The sequence below is a fragment of the Streptococcus timonensis genome, from assembly GCF_900095845.1.
GTDB lineage: Bacteria > Bacillota > Bacilli > Lactobacillales > Streptococcaceae > Streptococcus > Streptococcus timonensis.
In genome coordinates this window covers 7,501-27,546 of sequence record NZ_FMIX01000001.1, presented here as the reverse complement: position 1 = coordinate 27,546, position 20,046 = coordinate 7,501, and the positions used below count along the sequence as shown (strand labels likewise).

Annotated in this window: 12 protein-coding genes and 1 pseudogene (1 of these 13 only partly in view); 9 read left to right on the top strand and 4 right to left on the bottom strand. The window is 41.5% G+C overall.

Annotation, left to right across the window (positions count from 1 at the left end; all coding sequences use genetic code 11):
* Nucleotides 1-10: 10 nt before the first annotated feature.
* The 3 genes from rpoC to BQ2679_RS00090 all read left to right on the top strand — a co-directional run bounded on the left by rpoC (nt 11) and on the right by BQ2679_RS00090 (nt 10,136).
* Nucleotides 11-3,664 carry a DNA-directed RNA polymerase subunit beta' gene (gene rpoC, locus BQ2679_RS00100; RefSeq protein WP_075564955.1) on the top strand — a complete coding sequence of 1,218 codons (3,654 nt, stop codon included), beginning with the start codon at nt 11-13 and terminating at the stop codon, nt 3,662-3,664.
* 264 nt (nt 3,665-3,928) lie between these two features.
* Nucleotides 3,929-9,427 carry a CshA/CshB family fibrillar adhesin-related protein gene (locus BQ2679_RS00095; RefSeq protein ID WP_187364747.1) on the top strand — a complete coding sequence of 1,833 codons (5,499 nt, stop codon included), beginning with the start codon at nt 3,929-3,931 and terminating at the stop codon, nt 9,425-9,427.
* A gap of 145 nt (nt 9,428-9,572) precedes the next feature.
* Nucleotides 9,573-10,136 carry a sugar O-acetyltransferase gene (locus tag BQ2679_RS00090; RefSeq protein ID WP_075564951.1) on the top strand — a complete coding sequence of 188 codons (564 nt, stop codon included), beginning with the start codon at nt 9,573-9,575 and terminating at the stop codon, nt 10,134-10,136.
* 28 nt (nt 10,137-10,164) lie between these two features.
* On the opposite strand, the gene BQ2679_RS00085 is transcribed toward BQ2679_RS00090, so the two are convergent.
* Together BQ2679_RS00085 and BQ2679_RS00080 are read right to left on the bottom strand one after the other, a co-directional pair.
* Nucleotides 10,165-10,848 carry a DUF4956 domain-containing protein gene (locus BQ2679_RS00085; RefSeq protein WP_075565013.1) on the bottom strand — a complete coding sequence of 228 codons (684 nt, stop codon included), beginning with the start codon at nt 10,846-10,848 and terminating at the stop codon, nt 10,165-10,167.
* Nucleotides 10,841-11,616, bottom strand: a pseudogene (locus tag BQ2679_RS00080) (polyphosphate polymerase domain-containing protein). Before BQ2679_RS00080 ends, BQ2679_RS00085 begins: the two are co-directional and overlap by 8 nt.
* A 207-nt stretch (nt 11,617-11,823) precedes the next feature.
* On the opposite strand from BQ2679_RS00080, the gene BQ2679_RS00075 reads away from it, so the two are divergent.
* Nucleotides 11,824-13,059, top strand: coding sequence for a carbohydrate-binding domain-containing protein (locus BQ2679_RS00075; protein WP_075565007.1), 1,236 nt, complete (start codon nt 11,824-11,826; stop codon nt 13,057-13,059).
* A 204-nt stretch (nt 13,060-13,263) separates the two neighbouring features.
* Here the strand turns inward: BQ2679_RS00075 and BQ2679_RS00070 are convergent, their stop codons facing one another.
* Together BQ2679_RS00070 and BQ2679_RS00065 are read right to left on the bottom strand one after the other, a co-directional pair.
* Nucleotides 13,264-13,896 (bottom strand): DUF421 domain-containing protein, encoded by a 633-nt coding sequence (locus BQ2679_RS00070; RefSeq protein WP_075564946.1) that lies wholly within the window; start codon nt 13,894-13,896, stop codon nt 13,264-13,266.
* Nucleotides 13,893-14,345 carry a DUF3290 family protein gene (locus tag BQ2679_RS00065; protein ID WP_075564944.1) on the bottom strand — a complete coding sequence of 151 codons (453 nt, stop codon included), beginning with the start codon at nt 14,343-14,345 and terminating at the stop codon, nt 13,893-13,895. Before BQ2679_RS00065 ends, BQ2679_RS00070 begins: the two co-directional genes overlap by 4 nt.
* Before the next feature lie 188 nt (nt 14,346-14,533).
* On the opposite strand from BQ2679_RS00065, the gene BQ2679_RS00060 reads away from it, so the two are divergent.
* The 5 genes from BQ2679_RS00060 to BQ2679_RS00040 all read left to right on the top strand — a co-directional run.
* Entirely contained in the window at nt 14,534-15,298 is a 765-nt protein-coding gene (locus BQ2679_RS00060) for a nucleoside phosphorylase (protein WP_075564942.1), read from the top strand.
* A gap of 32 nt (nt 15,299-15,330) precedes the next feature.
* Nucleotides 15,331-16,707, top strand: coding sequence for a TrkH family potassium uptake protein (locus tag BQ2679_RS00055; RefSeq protein ID WP_075564940.1), 1,377 nt, complete (start codon nt 15,331-15,333; stop codon nt 16,705-16,707).
* A 13-nt stretch (nt 16,708-16,720) separates the two neighbouring features.
* The gene (locus BQ2679_RS00050; protein WP_075564938.1) at nt 16,721-17,386 is read left to right on the top strand and encodes a potassium channel family protein; all 666 of its coding nucleotides are present in this window, start codon (nt 16,721-16,723) and stop codon (nt 17,384-17,386) included.
* Nucleotides 17,387-17,544: 158 nt separating this feature from the next.
* On the top strand, nt 17,545-19,593 hold the full coding sequence (locus tag BQ2679_RS00045; RefSeq protein WP_075564936.1) for an SSURE domain-containing protein: 2,049 nt from the start codon (nt 17,545-17,547) through the stop codon (nt 19,591-19,593).
* 80 nt (nt 19,594-19,673) lie between these two features.
* A protein-coding gene (locus BQ2679_RS00040; protein WP_075564934.1) for a response regulator transcription factor crosses the window boundary here: on the top strand, nt 19,674-20,046 show its 5' portion. The gene runs 326 nt beyond the window's last position; the window shows 373 of its 699 coding nt (coding positions 1-373); the start codon lies at nt 19,674-19,676; the stop codon falls past the right edge of the window.

Genomic DNA, 20,046 nt, shown 5'->3' with positions numbered 1-20,046 from the left:
GGAAGAAATAGTGGTTGATGTAAATCGTTTTAAAAGTATGCAAATCACGCTAGCTTCTCCAAGCAAAGTCCGTTCATGGTCTTATGGAGAAGTCAAAAAACCTGAAACAATCAATTACCGTACGTTGAAACCAGAACGTGAAGGACTATTTGACGAAGTCATCTTTGGTCCTACAAAAGACTGGGAATGTGCTTGTGGTAAGTACAAACGTATTCGTTACAGAGGAATTGTTTGTGACCGCTGTGGGGTTGAAGTAACGCGTACTAAAGTTCGTCGTGAACGTATGGGACATATCGAATTGAAAGCTCCTGTATCTCACATCTGGTATTTCAAGGGGATTCCAAGCCGTATGGGCTTGACCCTTGATATGAGTCCTCGTGCCCTCGAGGAAGTTATCTACTTTGCAGCTTATGTGGTAATTGATCCTAAGGATACTCCACTTGAGCACAAGTCTATCATGACAGAGCGCGAATACCGTGAGCGCTTGCGTGAGTTTGGTTACGGATCATTCGTTGCCAAAATGGGTGCTGAAGCTATCCAAGACCTCTTAAAGCAAGTAGACCTTGAAAAAGAAATTGTTGAACTCAAAGAAGAGTTGAAAACAGCTACTGGACAAAAACGTGTGAAAGCTATCCGTCGTTTGGATGTTTTGGATGCTTTCCACAAGTCTGGAAACAAGCCTGAATGGATGATTCTCAACATCCTTCCAGTTATTCCACCAGACCTTCGTCCAATGTTGCAGTTGGATGGTGGCCGTTTTGCTTCATCTGACTTGAACGACCTTTACCGTCGTGTTATCAACCGTAACAATCGTTTGGCTCGTTTGCTTGAGTTGAACGCGCCAGGTATCATCGTTCAAAATGAGAAGCGTATGCTTCAAGAAGCAGTAGATGCTTTAATTGACAATGGACGTCGTGGTCGTCCAATTACTGGACCAGGTAGCCGTCCGCTTAAATCATTGAGCCATATGCTCAAAGGGAAACAAGGACGCTTCCGTCAAAACTTGCTCGGTAAACGTGTTGACTTCTCAGGACGTTCTGTTATCGCCGTTGGTCCAACTCTTAAGATGTACCAATGTGGTGTGCCACGTGAAATGGCAATCGAGCTCTTTAAACCATTCGTTATGCGTGAAATCGTTGCGCGCGATATCGTTCAAAACGTTAAAGCGGCTAAACGCTTGGTAGAACGTGGAGATGAACGTATCTGGGATATCCTCGAAGAAGTTATCAAAGAACACCCAGTACTTTTGAACCGCGCACCTACCCTTCACCGTTTGGGTATCCAAGCCTTTGAACCTGTCTTGATTGACGGTAAAGCCCTTCGCTTGCACCCGCTTGTCTGTGAAGCCTACAATGCCGACTTTGACGGGGACCAAATGGCCATCCACGTACCTCTTTCAGAAGAAGCCCAAGCAGAAGCTCGTATCTTGATGCTTGCTGCTGAGCATATCTTGAACCCTAAAGATGGTAAACCAGTTGTTACTCCATCTCAGGACATGGTTTTGGGTAACTACTATTTGACTATGGAAGAAGCTGGTCGTGAAGGTGAAGGTATGGTCTTCAAGGACCGTGACGAAGCTGTCATGGCTTACCGTAATGGTTATGTTCACCTCCACTCACGTGTAGGTATCGCAACAGATAGCCTTAACAAACCATGGACAGAAGAGCAAAAACACAAAATATTGCTTACAACTGTAGGTAAGATACTCTTCAACGATATCATGCCAGAAGGACTACCTTACTTGCAAGAGCCAACAAACGCTAACTTGACAGAGGGTGTTCCAGCTAAATACTTCTTGCCGCTAGGTGGAAATATCAAGGAAGCTATCAATGGCCTTGAACTCAACCCGCCATTCAAGAAGAAAAACCTTGGAAATATCATCGCTGAAATCTTCAAACGTTTCCGTACGACAGAAACATCTGCCCTACTTGACCGTATGAAGAACCTCGGTTACCACCATTCAACTCTTGCAGGTTTGACAGTGGGTATTGCCGATATTCCAGTCGTTGAAGACAAGGCTGAAATCATCGAAGAATCACATAAACGTGTAGAACAAATCACAAAACAATTCCGTCGTGGTATGATCACAGATGACGAGCGCTACAATGCTGTTACAGCTGAATGGCGTGCTGCCCGTGAAAAATTGGAGAAACGTTTGGTTGCCAACCAAGATCCTAAGAATCCTATCGTTATGATGATGGATTCTGGAGCCCGTGGTAATATCTCAAACTTCTCACAGCTTGCCGGTATGCGTGGTCTGATGGCTGCTCCGAATGGACGTATCATGGAATTGCCAATCCTTTCAAACTTCCGTGAAGGTTTGTCAGTACTTGAAATGTTCTTCTCAACTCACGGTGCCCGTAAAGGGATGACCGATACGGCCCTTAAGACAGCCGACTCAGGTTACTTGACTCGTCGTTTGGTTGACGTTGCCCAAGACGTTATCATCCGTGAGGATGACTGTGGAACTGACCGTGGTCTCTTGATCCGTTCTATTACTGAAGGTAAAGAGATGATTGAGTCTCTTGAAGAACGTCTCAATGGTCGTTACACTAAGAAAACTGTTAAACACCCAGAGACAGGTGCAGTCCTTATCGGTGCTAATGAATTGATTACTGAAGACAAGGCGCGCGAAATCGTTAACGCGGGTGTTGAAGAAGTAACGATCCGTTCAGCATTTACATGTAACACCCGTCATGGTGTCTGCCGTCACTGTTACGGTATCAACTTGGCGACTGGTGATGCGGTTGAAGTTGGTGAAGCAGTTGGTACAATCGCTGCCCAATCTATCGGGGAACCTGGTACACAGCTTACAATGCGTACCTTCCACACGGGTGGGGTTGCCTCAAATACCGATATCACTCAGGGTCTTCCTCGTGTCCAAGAAATCTTTGAAGCCCGCAATCCAAAAGGGGAAGCGGTTATCACAGAGGTTAAAGGACAAGTTACCGCTATCGAAGAAGATGCTTCTACTCGTACTAAGAAAGTCTTTGTCAAGGGCGAAACTGGCGAAGGTGAGTACGTGGTACCATTTACAGCACGTATGCGTGTAGAAGTTGGTGATCAAGTATCTCGTGGTGCAGCTCTAACAGAAGGTTCTATCCAACCAAAAAGACTCCTTGCTGTTCGTGATGTCTTGTCAGTAGAAACATACCTCCTTGGTGAAGTTCAAAAAGTTTACCGTAGCCAAGGGGTAGAAATCGGTGACAAACACATCGAGGTAATGGTCCGTCAAATGATTCGTAAAGTTCGTGTCATGGATCCAGGTGATACAGATCTTCTCATGGGTACTCTTATGGATATCAACGACTTTACCGATGCCAACAAGGATGTCCTCATCTCAGGTGGAGTTCCAGCGACTGGTCGCCCAGTTCTTATGGGAATCACTAAAGCCTCACTTGAAACAAACAGCTTCTTGTCAGCTGCTTCCTTCCAGGAAACAACTCGTGTCCTTACAGACGCGGCTATCCGTGGTAAGAAGGACCATCTCCTTGGACTTAAGGAAAATGTCATCATCGGTAAGATCATCCCAGCAGGTACTGGTATGGCTCGCTACCGTAACCTTGAACCAAAAGCTATCAATGAAGAAGTTTACCTTGAACCGTCTCAAGAAGATGAAGAAACCAATCTTGTTGTAGAGGCTCAAGTTGAAGTAAACGAATAGAATATTTTACTTGAAATGAAAAAGAGGGGATACCCCTCTTTTTCCGGGTAAAAGCATTGCATAAAATCGCGCAAAAAATGCAAAAAATAGCAATATTTTGACACTTCGAAGTATATATATTCTTTTTGAAAATATTAAGCACAATACTTTGTATTTTAGGTAATTGAATGCTAAAATGTTAAGTGGTTGTTTGTGTATTCATGAAAAACAACGCATAAAATATAACAATATATGCAATCCCGCAAGGGTATTGGAGGTAATATCGTGAAAAATGATTTGTTTAACGATCGTATCAGTCGATTTTCGATTCGTAAACTAAACGTTGGAGTTTGCTCGGTCCTTCTCGGAACATTAGTTATGCTCGGTACAGCTGCAAACGTTAGTGCGGATGAAGTTGCTGAGGACAAACAAGTTGAGGGAGTTGTTGCGACTACAGAGGTAGAAAGTCCAGCTAGTCTTCCAACTGTTGAAGCAGAAAAGACGCCTGAGACAACTTATCAAGCAGATGCAACTCCTGTAGTTCCTGCAGAAAAAACAGCTCCAGCAACAACTGATAAAGCTGAAGCTCCTGTAACTCCTACAGAAACTGCTCCAACTACAACAGCTCCTGTTGAAGAAAAAACTCCAGTTGTGGCACCTGCACCAGCTCAAGCAGATAAGAAAGAAGAAGTTACCGCTGCAGGCGTAGAGGCACCAGCAAAAGAAGAGAAAGCTGAAACAGTCCCAGCAGAAAAAACTGGGAAACGTCGTAGCCGTCGTGCTCTTGGTGACGCCAATGACCCTAACTTGATCGCGGATGATGTGGAAGACGCAACATCAACTCCTAAGGTTGAGAAACCAGGCTTTACAACAAATCTTGATGCCAAATCTTTGACTAGCCAAATTTCTTGGTTGGACTTTGGAGATGTAGCCAACTGGACAGGAGCAAAAACAATCCAGGTCGCAAAAAAAGAAACTAAACCAAATGAACTAACAGAGAGCTTAGCACTTCAAGTTGGGGCTACCTATACCAAGGAAATCATGCCTGGTTATGTAGTCACTGTAAAAGTTAAATCCTTGAAACCATTCCAAGCGACTGAAATCTATAAAAAACGGATGGAAGAACAAGGGGCTACAGAAGCTGAAAAAGCGACCTATGATCCAAATGCAAAAAATGGATATGTAAAGGGTGTTACTTCACCAATTGCTAGGCAATATTTTGCTGATGGCAAAGAAGCCGACGTTATCGCTGATGCCCAAAACCGTTGGACTGAAATTCAACATGAAAACGTTGATACGAAAGCCAAAAAGACTACCATGAGTTCTGCATATAATGGTGGGAATATTGGAGTTCAGTTCGAAATCTCTGCAACCTTCCGTGGCAAGAAAGTTAAGCCAGCTATTGTTATGGCTGATGGTGAGTCTGCTAACCCTGGTGAATTTGTTATGTTCACTACCAACGGACAAGGTTGGCAGCACATTGGGGAATGGAAGAAAACTACTAGACCAGCCACCTCTGTTCCTTATGAACCACAAGATACAGAGAATCTTTTTGGTTCTAAACCTAAATATAATAACATTAACCTAAGACAACTTCGTGATAATTCTACTCAAGCTGGACCAGATAAGAAACCAGTAGCATGGAAGTACTTTGGAAATCCTGACCAAGTTACGGGTGGTCTAGGAACCGGTATCTTTGGACCAAACATTTCTGAAGGAAATAGAACAGTTCCACTCGTGATGACACGTGGAGCATCTGAAGTGGGACTTTATATCGCTTCAGCTGGTAAACAGTCAGCTATGCTTGGATTCTTCCCAATTGATGAAGGGGATGCGCCTGAGTCATATGGTAAGGCAGTCCATACCATTGCAACTGTAGACGGTGTTACTGGAGCTAAAGTAAATCAACCGTATATTGGTAATGTGAGCCCAGATATGGATGAAAACACTACTCAAGACTGGTTCGGTGATGATAACTCAACTACGGCCGATGAAGGAATTAACCAATTGCTTCCAGAGGAACTCAAAGGGACAACCAATGAGATGATCCAAATGGACCGTACCAAACCAGGTAACTACAAGATGTCAATTCAAGCTCATACGGATGGAGCTTCAGAAGCACATATCTATGGTTGGGTAGACTTTAACCAAAATGGTAAATTCGATGAAGATGAACGCTCAAATCTCGCTACAATCACACAAGATGGTACTGTTGAGTTGACCTTTGCAAACAGCAAGACTTACGTCGACCCAAGCGTTAAAGAGTTAGGTGCTCGTGTTCGTATCGCTAAGAAAGCGAACGAGATCGAAAGCCCAACTGGCATGGCATTCTCAGGGGAAGTAGAAGACTTCAAGACTCAAATCACCCACCCACCAAAAGGGGAATTTAAGGAAACTTCTGGTCCTCAAGCTACTAAACAAACCGCAACAGTAACCTTTACAGCTCGTGGTGAACACAAGTATGAACGTAATTCTACTGCTGTTATTGATGAAACTTTAGAACCATACATCGTTGACAAAGATGGCAACCGCGCAACCCTTGACGCAGACGGTTACTACGTCGTTCAAGGACAAGGTAAGTACAAGATTACTGCTAAAGGTAAAGATGTAGACGTTGAGTTTATCCCAGAAGATAACTTCCTTGGAACAGCTGATGGTATCTCTATCCGTCGTTCAGATAATAATGGTTATGATACTGGTTGGTCAACCAAATTCCCAGACCAAGAACCAAACATTAATGGTCAGTTAAATACCATGGATGGTCAATACGTTCCAACAGTCACTCCAATTGAAATTGAAGGGGTTGACAAAACTTCGACTGATGTTCAAGGGGCAACTCAAAAAGAAACACCTACCTTTAATACAACTGCTACTAACTTAAATGGTGATAGGATTGCAATCACTCCAAGTGCAGAATACCCGGCTAAGTTGGTAGATCCAGCTACAGGTCGCACGATTGATGAGCCATCTGTAACAGTTGAAGGAGAAGGAACTTATACGATTAATCCTTCAACTGGAGAAGTAACCTTCACTCCAGAACCAAGCTTTACTGGTACAGCCAAAGGTGTGGAAGTTACATTGTCAGCGCCAGTTGGTCGCAATAAAGATGGTAAGGTTCAAAAGGAGTACATCAAGACAGCTACTGCGAAGTACATTCCAACTGTAACACCTGTAACAATTACTCCTACTAACAAGGAGTCAGTGGACATTCAAAATGTTCCTCAAACTCAAACTCCAACATTTGATTTGAGTAGTGATAAGACAGCTAAAATCACAAGTAAGAAGCTAGTGGATCCAGCAACTGGTCAACCTACTGATGAAAAAACTGTCACCGTGCCTGGCGAAGGAACATACACAATCGATCCTTCTACAGGAGCAGTTACATTTACTCCTGAAAAAGACTTTGTCGGCACAGCAAAAGGTATAACAGTACAAGCAACTGCAACTGTTAGAAATGAGCCTGGTAATACAGTTACAATTACTTCCGATGCGAAATACACACCAACTGTACTTTCTGCAGCTCCAACGGCACAACCTGCAACATCTAAAGATATTCAGGGAGCTGTACAAACTGGAACGCCAACTTTTGCAGGTGCGACAGTTAATGTAAATGGTCAAGACAAACAAATTCCTCTGAAAGAAAATAGCTACAAGCTTTTGGATAATGATGGAAATGAAGTCTCTAACACAACAGCATACGCAGAAGATGGAACAACACCAATTGGTACTTTCTCTATTGATTCAACTACAGGTAAGGTAACTTTCACACCAACTGATAAATCTTATACAGGTAAAGTTACCCCAGTTAAAGTTCAAGCTGAAAGTACAAATGGCCTTAAAGTAGATACTACTTACACTCCAGAGATTGTACCAGTAACACCAACAGCGACACCTGCTGAAACTATAAATGTTCAAGGTGCGACTCAAAAAGGTAAACCAGAATTTAAAGGTGGTACTGCTGATGTTGACGGTGTTGAAAAGGCTGTAGCCATTAACGAAGCTGTTCCTGCTAAATTTGATGATGGTACAACAAGTAAGAAGGTTGAAGGAGTAGGTACTTACACAGTAGCTCCAGACGGAACAGTTACATTTGTTCCAGAAAAATCATTTGTTGGTAAAGCACCAGCAGTAACAGTAGTTCGTGAAGACATGAACGGAACAAAAGCTTCTGCAACATACACACCAACAGTAACACCAGTAACACCAACAGCAACTCCAGCTGAATCAGTAGCACCTCAAGGTGTAGTTCAAACTGGAACTGTTACTTTCACAGAAGGTGATCCAGTTGCACCAATCGACAAGGATACCATTACCCTTCTTGATGAAAATGGTCAACCAGCAGCTTCAGTAGATGCTAAGTCACCAGACGGTAAGGTTATCGGTACCTTCACAGTTGATAAAGCAACAGGTGTAGTCACTTTCACACCAACTGATAAGACCTATTCAGGTGATGTAGTTGCCGTTAAGGTTCAAGCTAAGGACGCCAACGGTACACCAGCTGAAACAACTTACACACCAAAGATTACTCCAGTTGTTCCAACAGCAGAGGATGTAACTTCAAAAGATAAACAAGGCCAAACTCAAACAGGTAAGCCTAAGTTTACAGAAGGAAATCCAAACATTCCAATGGATGATGATACGCCAGCTACATTCGAAGATGGCTCAACAACGAAGACAATTCCAGGCGAAGGTACTTATACAGTCGCACCAGATGGAAGTGTGACTTTCGTACCAGAAAAATCATTCATCGGAACAGGAACAGGTGTAACAGTTAAGCGTGTAGATAAGAACGGTACACCAGTAACAGGTAAGTACACACCAACAGTAACACCGGTAACACCTACAGGTGAACCAGCAATAACAATTGGACCGAAAGGACAAGAACAATCTGGTAAACCAACATTCAAGGAAGGCGATAGCAGTGTTCCTATGAATGATGATGTTCCAGCTACATTTGACGATGGTTCAACAACTAAGACTATTCCAGGTGTAGGTACGTATACAGTAACTCCTGACGGACGTGTAACCTTCAAACCAGAACCAGAATTTACTGGAACTGCTCCATCAGTGACAGTTGTTCGTGAAGATATGAATGGTACTAAAGCTTCTGCAACGTACACACCAACTGTAATTCCTGTTACTACATTCGTAGATAAAGAAGGAAAAGCAATCCCAGGATACCCAACAGAGGATGGTGAACAACCTAAAGCTGAGATCCCAGGTTACCGTTTCGTTGAAACTAAGAAATTGCCTAATGGTGACACTGAACATGTCTATGAAAAAGTGAAGACAAGTCATAAGGATAAGGAAGGTAACGAGATTCCAGGTTATCCAATCGAAGACGGTGAAAATCCTAAGAGAGATATTCCAGGTTACCGCTTCGTAGAGACTAAGAAACTTCCAAACGGTGATACAGAGCACGTTTATGAGAAAGTGCCAACACCAGATCCAGTGCCAACGCCAGATCCAGTGCCAACGCCAGATCCAGTGCCAACGCCAGATCCAGTGCCAACGCCAGATCCAGTACCAACACCAGATCCAGTGCCAACGCCAGATCCAGTACCAACGCCAGATCCAGTACCAACGCCAGATCCAGTGCCAACGCCAGATCCAGTGCCAACACCAGTTCAAGAAAAACCAGCTCCAGTAGCTGAAGAGGTAGTTTGGGTAACTGACCAATTGCCAAATACTGGTACTGAAGACCACGCTAGCCTTGCTGCCCTTGGTTTAGTAGGTGTCTTGAGTGGATTTGGACTTATCGCTCGTAAAAAGAAAGAAGACTAATCAACTCTGTAGAATAGTGAGAAAGTCACCTTTCTAATTAAAAACTAGTACATCTTTGGATGTACTAGTTTTTTTATCTATTTGCTGCTTGTTTTAAGGATAGAACTATGCTACAATCTTGTAAAATAAACAAGGATATCAAGATATGAAAAGTGAATACCAAAAAATGATTGCAGGAGAACCATATCACCCGTTCGATCCAGAACTTCGTGCTCTAGCACAAACAGCACGACAAAAGCAAGCCTCCTTTAATGAAGAGTTCGACCCAGTAAAAGGTGTGGAAATAATCAAAGGATGGTTTGGTTCAACTGGTAAAAATCTCTATGTCAATACTCGATTGGTGGTGGATTATGGTGTCAATATTCATTTAGGAGAAAATTTCTATTCCAATTGGAATCTGACCATGTTAGATGTTTGTCCTATTACCATCGGTGACAATGCTATGATTGGTCCTAACTGCCAATTTTTAACACCCCTTCATCCACTGGATCCAGATGAACGAAATTCAGGTTTAGAATTTGGGAAACCCATTACGATTGGTAAGAACTTCTGGGCAGGTGGTGGGGTTATTGTCCTTCCAGGTGTTACACTAGGTGATAATGTTGTTGCAGGAGCGGGAGCTGTTATTACTAAATCTTTTGGCGATAATGTAGTTCTGGCAGGCAACCCAGCACGAGTTATCAAAGAAATTCCAGTCAAAGAAAATTAAAAGAACAGCGACATGCTGTTCTTTTTTGCTAGAGATTTTTTCTCTTTTTAGCTTTTTTAGTGAGAGCCACATCGCATTCAGCAATGTTGCTTGTAAGATAGCTAGCGACTTGGAAGTCATCGGTATCAGATTTTAGCTCGACTTCATAGACAATGCTGAGACTTTCACCAGCGTTTGTGCTATTAATCGTAATCATATCAATCTCTAAGCAGAATTGGTTAAGAGATGATTGGATAACTTCCTGTACCTTGTCTTGATTAGCTACTGTGATTGTCAAAAGTCTACGGCGCTGATTGTCGGACTTAATCTGCTGATTTTCTAAAAGGAACCAAACACCCAAGATAAAGAGTGTAAAGAGAATAGACAAGAAGAGGTAGCCTGTTCCGCAAGCCAAACCGATAATCATGACTAGGAAAATAGCAATTAATTCTCGGGAACCACTCGTTGCTGAACGGAAACGAATTAAACTAAAGGTTCCGGCTACAGCAATTGAGGTGCCCAAGCTTCCATTGACTAGAAAAATAACCAAGGTCATGAGGCAGGGAAGCAGACTCAAGCTGATAGCAAATTCTCTGGTGTAGAGGGTTCTATACTTGTAAGTCCAAGAGAGAGCTAAGCCTAGGGCTAGACTTACTAGCAGTGTCAGTATTAGTTGAAGGGGATTTGCGTTTGCAGTTGCATTATTAAAAATTGAATTAAATAGATTAAGTATAAGTAGTACCTGCACTTTCTATACTGAGACGAGGGCATAAGAGAGTCCTTGAGATTTGTGGTAAGCACAACTGTATTTTGAAAATTTGTGCTCCATCAAACCATACTTTTCTAGGATGTCTTGCAACCACTGGGGCTTGTTTCCAGGAGCCTTGATTTCCATTATCACACTATTATTGTCCAACAGAGGAGCCCCGTGGTTTCCTGCGAATAGACTGACAGATTCATCTCTATAGACTAGATTTTGGTCAATTGTGATACGAATTTTGTTATAGTTGTAGCCCTTGATAGATTTCTTTTCTTTTAATGAATAACGATCGTAGTAGATATACATACGAGGCTTGACGGCGAATTTGTAATCACGCTGAAGTTTTTTCACTGTTTCAATGACGACTGTATCAGTAATGCTAGAATCCAAGTGTCCTTTGGTCATAAAGTTAAGGATAGAAATAGGAGTTGAGAGTAGTCGGTATTTGCGGCCAATCCCTTCTTGGTCCTTTGTTTTGATTTCTAAAAAAACTTGACTATCTATTTTAGGTTGGCTGAGATAGGTCCGCATCCGTACCTTTTCTTTTCGTTTGTCGCCAAGATGCTCATCTTGGAGAATATCAAAGTCTTCTGTATCAAAGTAGATATTTGATATCGTTGAAATTGGATAGTCGTCTTCTACCAAATATTTCTTTAAATCCTGAACCAGTTTGTCTAATATTTCTTTGGAGATAACATATTTGGTTTCAATCCGTTTAAAAGTTGTTTCGATTGGTTTCATAAGTTCTTCTCCTCTAATCTTAGGTTATACTATTTTTAAACAAGGATGAGCTTGTTTGTCTAGGATTTTAAAGAGTTTATCTAAAACTTTTGTTAAATTTAACTTAATTGAAACTAAATTTAAGAAAACTTTCAGAAAAAGTTTAGGCTTATTTTAGGAAAGTCCCGTAGACTAAGAGCATGTAAAATGAAAGTCGAGGAAACGAGCATGAAAGCAAAAAAATGGACATTCTTATTAACGAGTATAGCAACTCTAGCACTAGTAACAGCTTGTACCCAGTCAACTTCAAATACAACAGCTAGCAATACTGCGACAACGAAAACGACATCAACTACAGAAGCTAAGAAAACTAGCTATTTTACAGACAAGGACTATGATACTTCTTATGATGAAAAGACAGCAGCAACTGTAACCTTATCAGGAACAACAGCGAAGGTATCAGGTGACGGAGTTTCCGTATCAGGTTCGACTGTTACTATTTCTAAGGCAGGAACCTATGTCATATCTGGTCAATCCGACGGAATTCAAATCAAGATTGAAGCCGAAAAGACTGATGATGTACATATTGTTCTAAAGGGTGTGACCATGACCAATACCAATGCAGCTATTTCCGCGACATCAGCTGGTCATGTATATCTAACTCTAGCAGATGGTACAACCAATAGTCTATCAGATTCTGCTTCTAATAGTGACGAGAAAGCTGATGCAGCCCTCTTCTCTAAAGTAGACTTGACCATCAATGGTAAAGGAACTCTCAATGTAGATGGTAAGAAAAACAATGGTATTAAGGCCAACGATACACTTCACATCACAGGTGGAACATACAATATAACAGCAGTTGGAGATGCCTTTAATGTCAATGATGAACTCAATATTACTGGCACAACCATGACTATCGATGCCAAGAAAGACGGAGTTAAGGTCGACAATGATGAGGACACATCTGTAGGAACCATGTATCTCTCTGATAATACCATCACTGTTACTGCAGGGGACGATGGTATCCACGCATCAGGTGATTTGGTTATTGATAGTGGTACCTATACCGTTAAGAATTCTACAGAAGGGCTTGAAGGTAAGTCAATCACTATCAACGGTGGAGACATCACCATATACTCAACAGATGATGGTGTCAATGCGGCCAACAAAAACGCCCAACAAAGTGAAATCTTCTTTACTATGAATGGTGGGAATTTGACCGTTGAAGTTGGTCAAGGGGACACGGATCCAATTGACTCAAACGGGAACATTACAGTTAATGGAGGAACTATCAAAATGACTGGTCAAACTGGTTTTGACGTTGATGGAACAGCGACTTATACAGGCGGAGACATCTATCTCAATGGTGAAAAACAAACTGAGATTGTCAATTCTATGCCTGGTGGTGGAGGCCCTCAAGGAAATGGAGGACCTGGCGGTGGTGCCCCTGGTAGACGACCATAAAAGAAAATCCCCTTTCTCGAAAGAGAAGGGAGATTTTTATGTTATAGAAAAAGGAAGAGGAGATAAAAGTTTCTACTCTATCTTATATCTAACCCACATCTATTTCTTATACATGCTAGTTTGCCTCTTTCATTGATAAAAATTTACTCGAATATGAAAAACACCCTACAAGTGTAAGGTGTTTTTAGTGCAGATAGCGTGAAATTAATAGGTTACAACATTCAATTGACCTTTATCATATTCAGCGATAAAGATATTTGAGACTTCTTGGAAACCTTCTTCTTTCAATTTTTCTGATAGCCATTCCTCTGATTTACCAATGGTTTCTAGAATTTCAACTTGGACGACACCGTCTGTGATGATTGGGTACTTAGGATTCTCGTCACCCATTTTTACGACAATCAATTGACCGTTTTGTTCAATCACAGCTCTTTTGACATCCTTTAATTGGAAAATTCCTTGGGCACGCAATTTAAGAGCTACATCTGCAGCTGTAAGACCTTTTGAACGACAAGCTTCTGAATCTAATTTTCCATTTTTAATAATAATAGTAGGGTTTCCGTCAATCAGTTGTTTAATAAAAGAAACATTGGTGTTCAGCCATTTAAGGAGTAAGATGAGAATAGTCCAAATAATTAAGATTGTTACATACTGGATGATAGTAATCGAACTATTGTAGATGACCCCGCCGATAATACCCCCGAGAACAAAGTTTTGTATCTGGTCCACTGCAGAATTTGGTGCTAGATTTCCTTTACCTGTTACATTGATAACAAAAACAAGAGAAAGAAGCCCCAAGGCTAATTTAATTGCAATTGTAGCAAAATAGCTTATCATTTTTCAACCTCCACGAGTTCAACGTCTGCTTTATACAGTTCCATTTTTTCTAATAAATAGCTATCTGGGTCAGTCCCGTTAATAGCACGATAAAAATTATCGCCAACCTTAATGATAGCTCCATCAGTTGTAGCTGAAGTATTGACATAAACATCTTTTTTATCAACACCTAACTCTTTTGATACAATCTCGATGAAGTGTAAGGAACTACGAAATTGATTATCATTTGATTGACTAGTTTGGAAATTCGCAATACTAATCAGTACAAAAGCAATTAAAGTCAAAATAGAAATAATCGATAATTCACGGAACTTGCTTCCTTTTTTATCTTTGAAAGCTTTAAATGCAAAAAAACCAGTCGCAATTACTAAGAGCGTTGACACAATAATCATGGCCCAATTCTGCTGACTAATCTGACTGAGAACATAGTCGTATGAATAGAATTTCATAAGAACCTCCTTTTTAAAATACAATCTATTATAAACTAATTCCTAAGTTATAGCAATTTTATTATGACGAAAAAAGCATTTAATTGTTGTTTCCTACTTAAGGTAGGTTTTTCTGATTTGACTTAGCCTCCCGTCTTGACTTTCGTTTAGCTTTTGTTATAATAGTACAAATTTAGAGGAGGTATTCTATGATTCAAAAACATGCTATTCCTATTTTAGAGTTTGATGATAATCCTCAAGCAGTCATTATGCCGAATCATGAAGGCTTGGATTTACAGTTACCAAAGAAGTGCATCTATGCATTTTTGGAGGAGGAGATTGATCGTTATGCTCGAGAAGTAGGAGCAGAGTGCGCAGGCGAGTTCATTTCTGCCACTAAGACCTACCCGGTTTATGTCATGGACTACAAAGGCGAAAAAGTGTGTCTAGCCCAAGCTCCTGTCGGTTCTGCCCCTGCGGCCCAGTTTTTGGATTGGTTGATTGGCTATGGTGTGGAGAAAATCATTTCCACCGGTACTTGTGGAGTGTTAATGAATATAGAAGAAAATGCCTTCCTGGTTCCGGTCCGAGCCCTGCGTGATGAAGGGACTAGTTACCATTATGCGCCACCTTCTCGTTATATGGATGTACATGTAGAAGCGATTTCTGCTATCGAGCAAGTCTTGGAACAGCTAGGCGTTCCTTATGAAGAGGTTATGACTTGGTCGACAGATGGTTTTTACCGAGAAACAGCTGAAAAAGTGGCCTATCGTAAGGAAGAAGGCTGTGCAGTTGTGGAGATGGAGTGTTCGGCATTGGCAGCAGTTGCCCAGCTTCGAGGAGTGGTTTGGGGTGAGTTGCTGTTCACTGCTGATTCATTGGCAGATCTTGATAACTATGACCAGCGTGATTGGGGCGCAGAAGCTTTTGACAAGGCGTTAGAACTCTGTCTTGAAATTGTTAGTCATATGTGACTGCTTTAACTGTTTTATGGTACAATGTAGCTATGTTATTCAAATCATTTTCGGAAAAAATAAACACGACCTTGGGACGTTTATCACCTGCTCGTCGAATTTTTTTAAGTTTTGCTTTGGTTATTTTCGCAGGCTCTCTCCTTTTGAGTATGCCTTTTGTGCAAGCAACAAGCTCCCAAGCGACCTATTTCGACCATCTCTTTACAGCAGTATCCATGGTCTGTGTGACAGGACTCTTTACTCAACCAGTAGCAGCAACATATAACATCTGGGGTCAGTTAATCTGTATGTTTTTGATCCAGATTGGTGGTTTGGGTCTCATGACCTTTATAGGGGTCTTTTATATTCAAAGTAAGCAAAAGCTAAGTCTTCGTAGCCGTGAAACAATTCTGGAGAGCTTTAGTTATGGAGAAACTCAGTCTTTAATAGTTTTCATACGTTCGATTTTCTTGACGACTTTTATCGTTGAAGGACTAGGAGCCGTCCTGTTAAGTTTTCGTTTTGTTCCGGAATTTGGTTGGGGTCGAGGGATTTTTACCTCTATCTTCGTAGCTATTTCAGCTTTCTGTAATGCTGGTTTTGATAATTTTGGAAGTACAAGTTTAGTAGCTTTTCAAACTGATCCTTTGATTAATCTAGTGCTTGCTGCTTTGATCATCACAGGTGGTTTAGGATTTATGGTTTGGTTTGACCTGGCTACACAGTTGAGCAAGAAAAAACGTCGGCTTCGCTTCCATACCAAGTTGGTTCTCTTCTTGACGGCTGGAATTTTATTTACTGGAACAGTTTCAACCCTCTTGATAGAGTGGAACAATCCGGGAACGATTGGCAATCTCAGCATCCCTGATAAATTACTAGTCAGTTTTTTCCAAACAGTTAGCATGAGAACGGCAGGTTTTGCTTCTATTGATTACACCCAGGCTCGGCCTGTTACTTTGCTGATTTATATCTTACAAATGTTTCTCGGTGGGGCGCCTGGTGGAACAGCCGGGGGGCTTAAAATCACAACCTTCTTTGTATTATTAGTATTTGCACGCAGTGAACTTTTAGGCTTGCCTCATGCGAATGTAGCTCGGAGAACAATTTTACCTCGGACAGTCCAAAAATCATTCAGTGTCTTTATTATCTTCTTGCTAACTTTCTTGCTGGGCTTGATCCTGTTAGGGGTAACCGCAGAAGGGAATCCGCGCTTTATCTACATCATGTTCGAGACAATTTCAGCGCTTGCCACGGTCGGAGTGACTGCCAATCTGACACCAGAATTAGGCAAATTAGCTCTTAGCATCGTCATGTTACTGATGTTTATAGGACGGATCGGACCACTCACACTATTAGTCAGTTTGGCTGAATATCAACCAGATAAGAAAGACATGATTCATTATATGAAAGCTGATATTACCATAGGATAAGAAAGGAAAGGCTATGTCAGATCGAACAATTGGAATTTTAGGTTTGGGTATTTTTGGGAGTAGTGTACTTACCGCTCTCGCTCAGCATGATATAAATATAATCGCCATTGACGACCATGAGGAGCGAATCAATCAATTCGAACCAGCCTTGGTACGTGGAGTTGTTGGAGATATAACAGATGAAGAGCTCTTGCTCTCAGCAGGAATTGATACCTGCGATACAGTTGTGGTGGCAACTGGGGAAAATTTAGAATCTAGTGTGCTTGCAGTTATGCATTGCAAGAGCCTTGGAGTGCCGACTGTTATTGCTAAGGTTAAAAGCCATACAGCAAAAAAAGTCCTTGAAAAAATTGGTGCGGATTCAGTTATTTCCCCAGAGTATGAGATGGGTCGCTCGTTAGCACAGACTATTCTGTTTAATAATAGCGTAGATGTCTTTCAGTTGGACAAGAATGTCTCTATTGTCGAGATGAAAATTCCACAATCGTGGTCAGGCAAGAGTCTAAGTCAACTTGATCTTCGAGGACAATACAATCTCAATATTCTTGGTTTTCGTGACTATGAAAATGCTCCTTTGGATGTTCAATTTGGGCCGAATGATCAATTAAGAGCTGATGGCTATATGATGGCAGTAATCAATAACCAATATTTGGATAATCTAGCACACCTCAATGATTAAAAGAGAAATGACCATTCTTTTTTCTAGTGACTACTGAGTCAATATAAGTATTTTATAAGAAGGATTTAAGAAAAGTTTTAACTTTTTCTTAATCCTTTTTAATTTTAGGAGATTATACTAGAGTCATCAAAAAAAAAGAAAACTCTAAGGAGAATCCTATGAAATTCAATCCAAATCAGAGATATACTCGTTGGTCTATTCGCCGCCTCAGTGTAGGTGTTGCTTCAGTTGTTGTGGCTAGTGGCTTCTTTGTCCTAGTCGGTCAACCAAGTTCTGCACGTGCTGATGTCGTCAATCCGACTCCTGCCCAAGTCGTGTCAAACGACGCCTCAGTGAGTGAAAAGGGCGATCGATCATCAGAGGTTCTAAATAAAGCAGTAGATGTAGATCTTTCTTCAGAACAGTCTATTCCAACACCTCAAGCAAGTGTGGATACTACAAGCTCTTCAGAAAAATTGGATGATGCTGATAAAGAGCCAGTAGTAGCACCAAAAGAAGATGCAGTTAAACCTGTGGAAGATTCTGAGTCTACAGTTTCTGGACAAGACCGTGAAGCTAGTGAAGCGCAACCAGCGACTACTCCAGCTGAAGTGCAAAAAGGCGTGGCCGACAATACCAAAGATACAGTGGACGTCCCAGCTACTTACTTGGACAAGGCCAATTACCCAGGTCCGTTCACAGCCGGTGTCAATCAAGTCATTCCATATGAATTCTTCGCTGGTGACGGTATGTTGACTCGCCTTATCTTGAAAGCTTCTGACAAGGCCCCATGGTCAGACAACGGATCAGCTAAAAATCCTGCTCTTCCACCAGTAGAAAAATTGGGTAAAGGCCTTTACTTCTATGAAGTGGATTTGGCAGGTACTCAAGGTAAATCAGATAAAGAGCTTCTTGACCTCTTGAAACAAAATGGAACGCAAAGTTATAAAGCTACTATTAAAGTGTACGGTGCGAAAGACGGCAAGGCGGATTTGAGCAACCTCGTAGCGACTAAGGATTTGGATGTCAACTTGAACGGCTTAACTACTCCAGCTGAAGTGCAAAAGGGTGTGACCGACAACACCAAAGATACAGTAGATGTCCCAGCTTCTTACTTGGATAGAGCTAATTTCCCAGGACCATTTACAGCTGGTATCAACCAAGTCATTCCATACGAATTCTTCGCTGGTGACGGCATGTTGACTCGCCTTATCTTGAAAGCATCTGATAAGGCTCCATGGTCAGACAATGGTTCAGCTAAAAATCCCGCTCTCCCACCGGTAGAGAAATTGGGCAAAGGCCTTTACTTCTATGAAGTGGATTTGGCAGGTACTCAAGGTAAATCAGATAAAGAGCTTCTTGACCTCTTGAAACAAAATGGAACGCAAAGTTATAAAGCTACTATCAAGGTGTACGGTGCAAAAGACGGCAAGCCTGACTTAACTAATCTGGTAGCTACTAAAGATTTGACTGTTAATTTGAATGGTTTGACCACACCAAATCAGGTTAAAGAGTCTGTTGTTAACAATGTCAAAGACATGATTGATGTTCCAGCTAGCTACCTTGATAAGGCTAAGGTTCCTGGACCTTTCTTGGCCGGTGTCAACCAAGTTATTCCATACGAAGCTTTTGGTGGAGATGGTATGTTGACTCGCCTCTTATTAAAAGCCTCAGACAAAGCCCCATGGTCAGACAACGGAACAGCTAAAAATCCTGCTCTATTGCCACTTGAAGGCTTGGCTAAAGGCCAATATTTCTACGAAGTGGATTTGAATGACAATACGGTTAGCAAAGATGGTCAGGCCTTGCTGGAGCAACTTCGAGCTAACGGAACCCATACATATCTGGCTACTGTTAAAGTCTATGGTGCTAAAGATGGCAAACCTGATTTGACTAATCTGATTGCTACTCGTCAAGTAACGATTCAGCTTCGTGGAAAAGAAATGGCGACAATGCCATCTCAACAAGGTCAGATGGATACGAAGCCTTCTGAAACAGGCTCTACAGGTACGACTGAGGGTATGATGGGTACAAATTACCATATGTCAGATATGAAAGTAGATCAACCAGCTTCTAGCCCAATGGCTAATATGATGAAAAAAGATGATAAAGCGACGCTACCAAATACTGGGGAAGCTCAACCAGCTACAGCTAGCCTTGGTATCGTTGGTCTAGCCTTGGCAGGTATTGTTGGACTTTTGGGTTGGAAAACCAAAAGAGAAGATTAAGACTCAAATCATTTAAACATTACGGAAAATAGTGTTATACTAAAGAAAGTATAACACTGTTTTTGTCAAAGGAGTGTCAGATGAAAAAGACAATTTTGTTGGTTGATGATGAGATAGATATTCTAGATATTCAAAATCGCTATCTTTTACAGGCAGGTTACGATGTTTTAGTTGCCCAAGACGGTAAGGAAGGATTAGAACTTTTTAGAAAAAAATCTATCGATCTCATTATCACAGATATTATGATGCCTAATATGGACGGTTATGATTTCATCAGCGAAGTTCAGTATATTGCTCCTGATCAACCCTTTCTCTTTACAACTGCTAAGACAAGCGAACAAGATAAGATTTATGGATTAAGTTTGGGGGCAGATGATTTTATAGCTAAACCGTTTAGCCCACGGGAATTGGTTTTGAGAGTGAATAATATCTTGCGCCGCCTTAGTCGAGGCG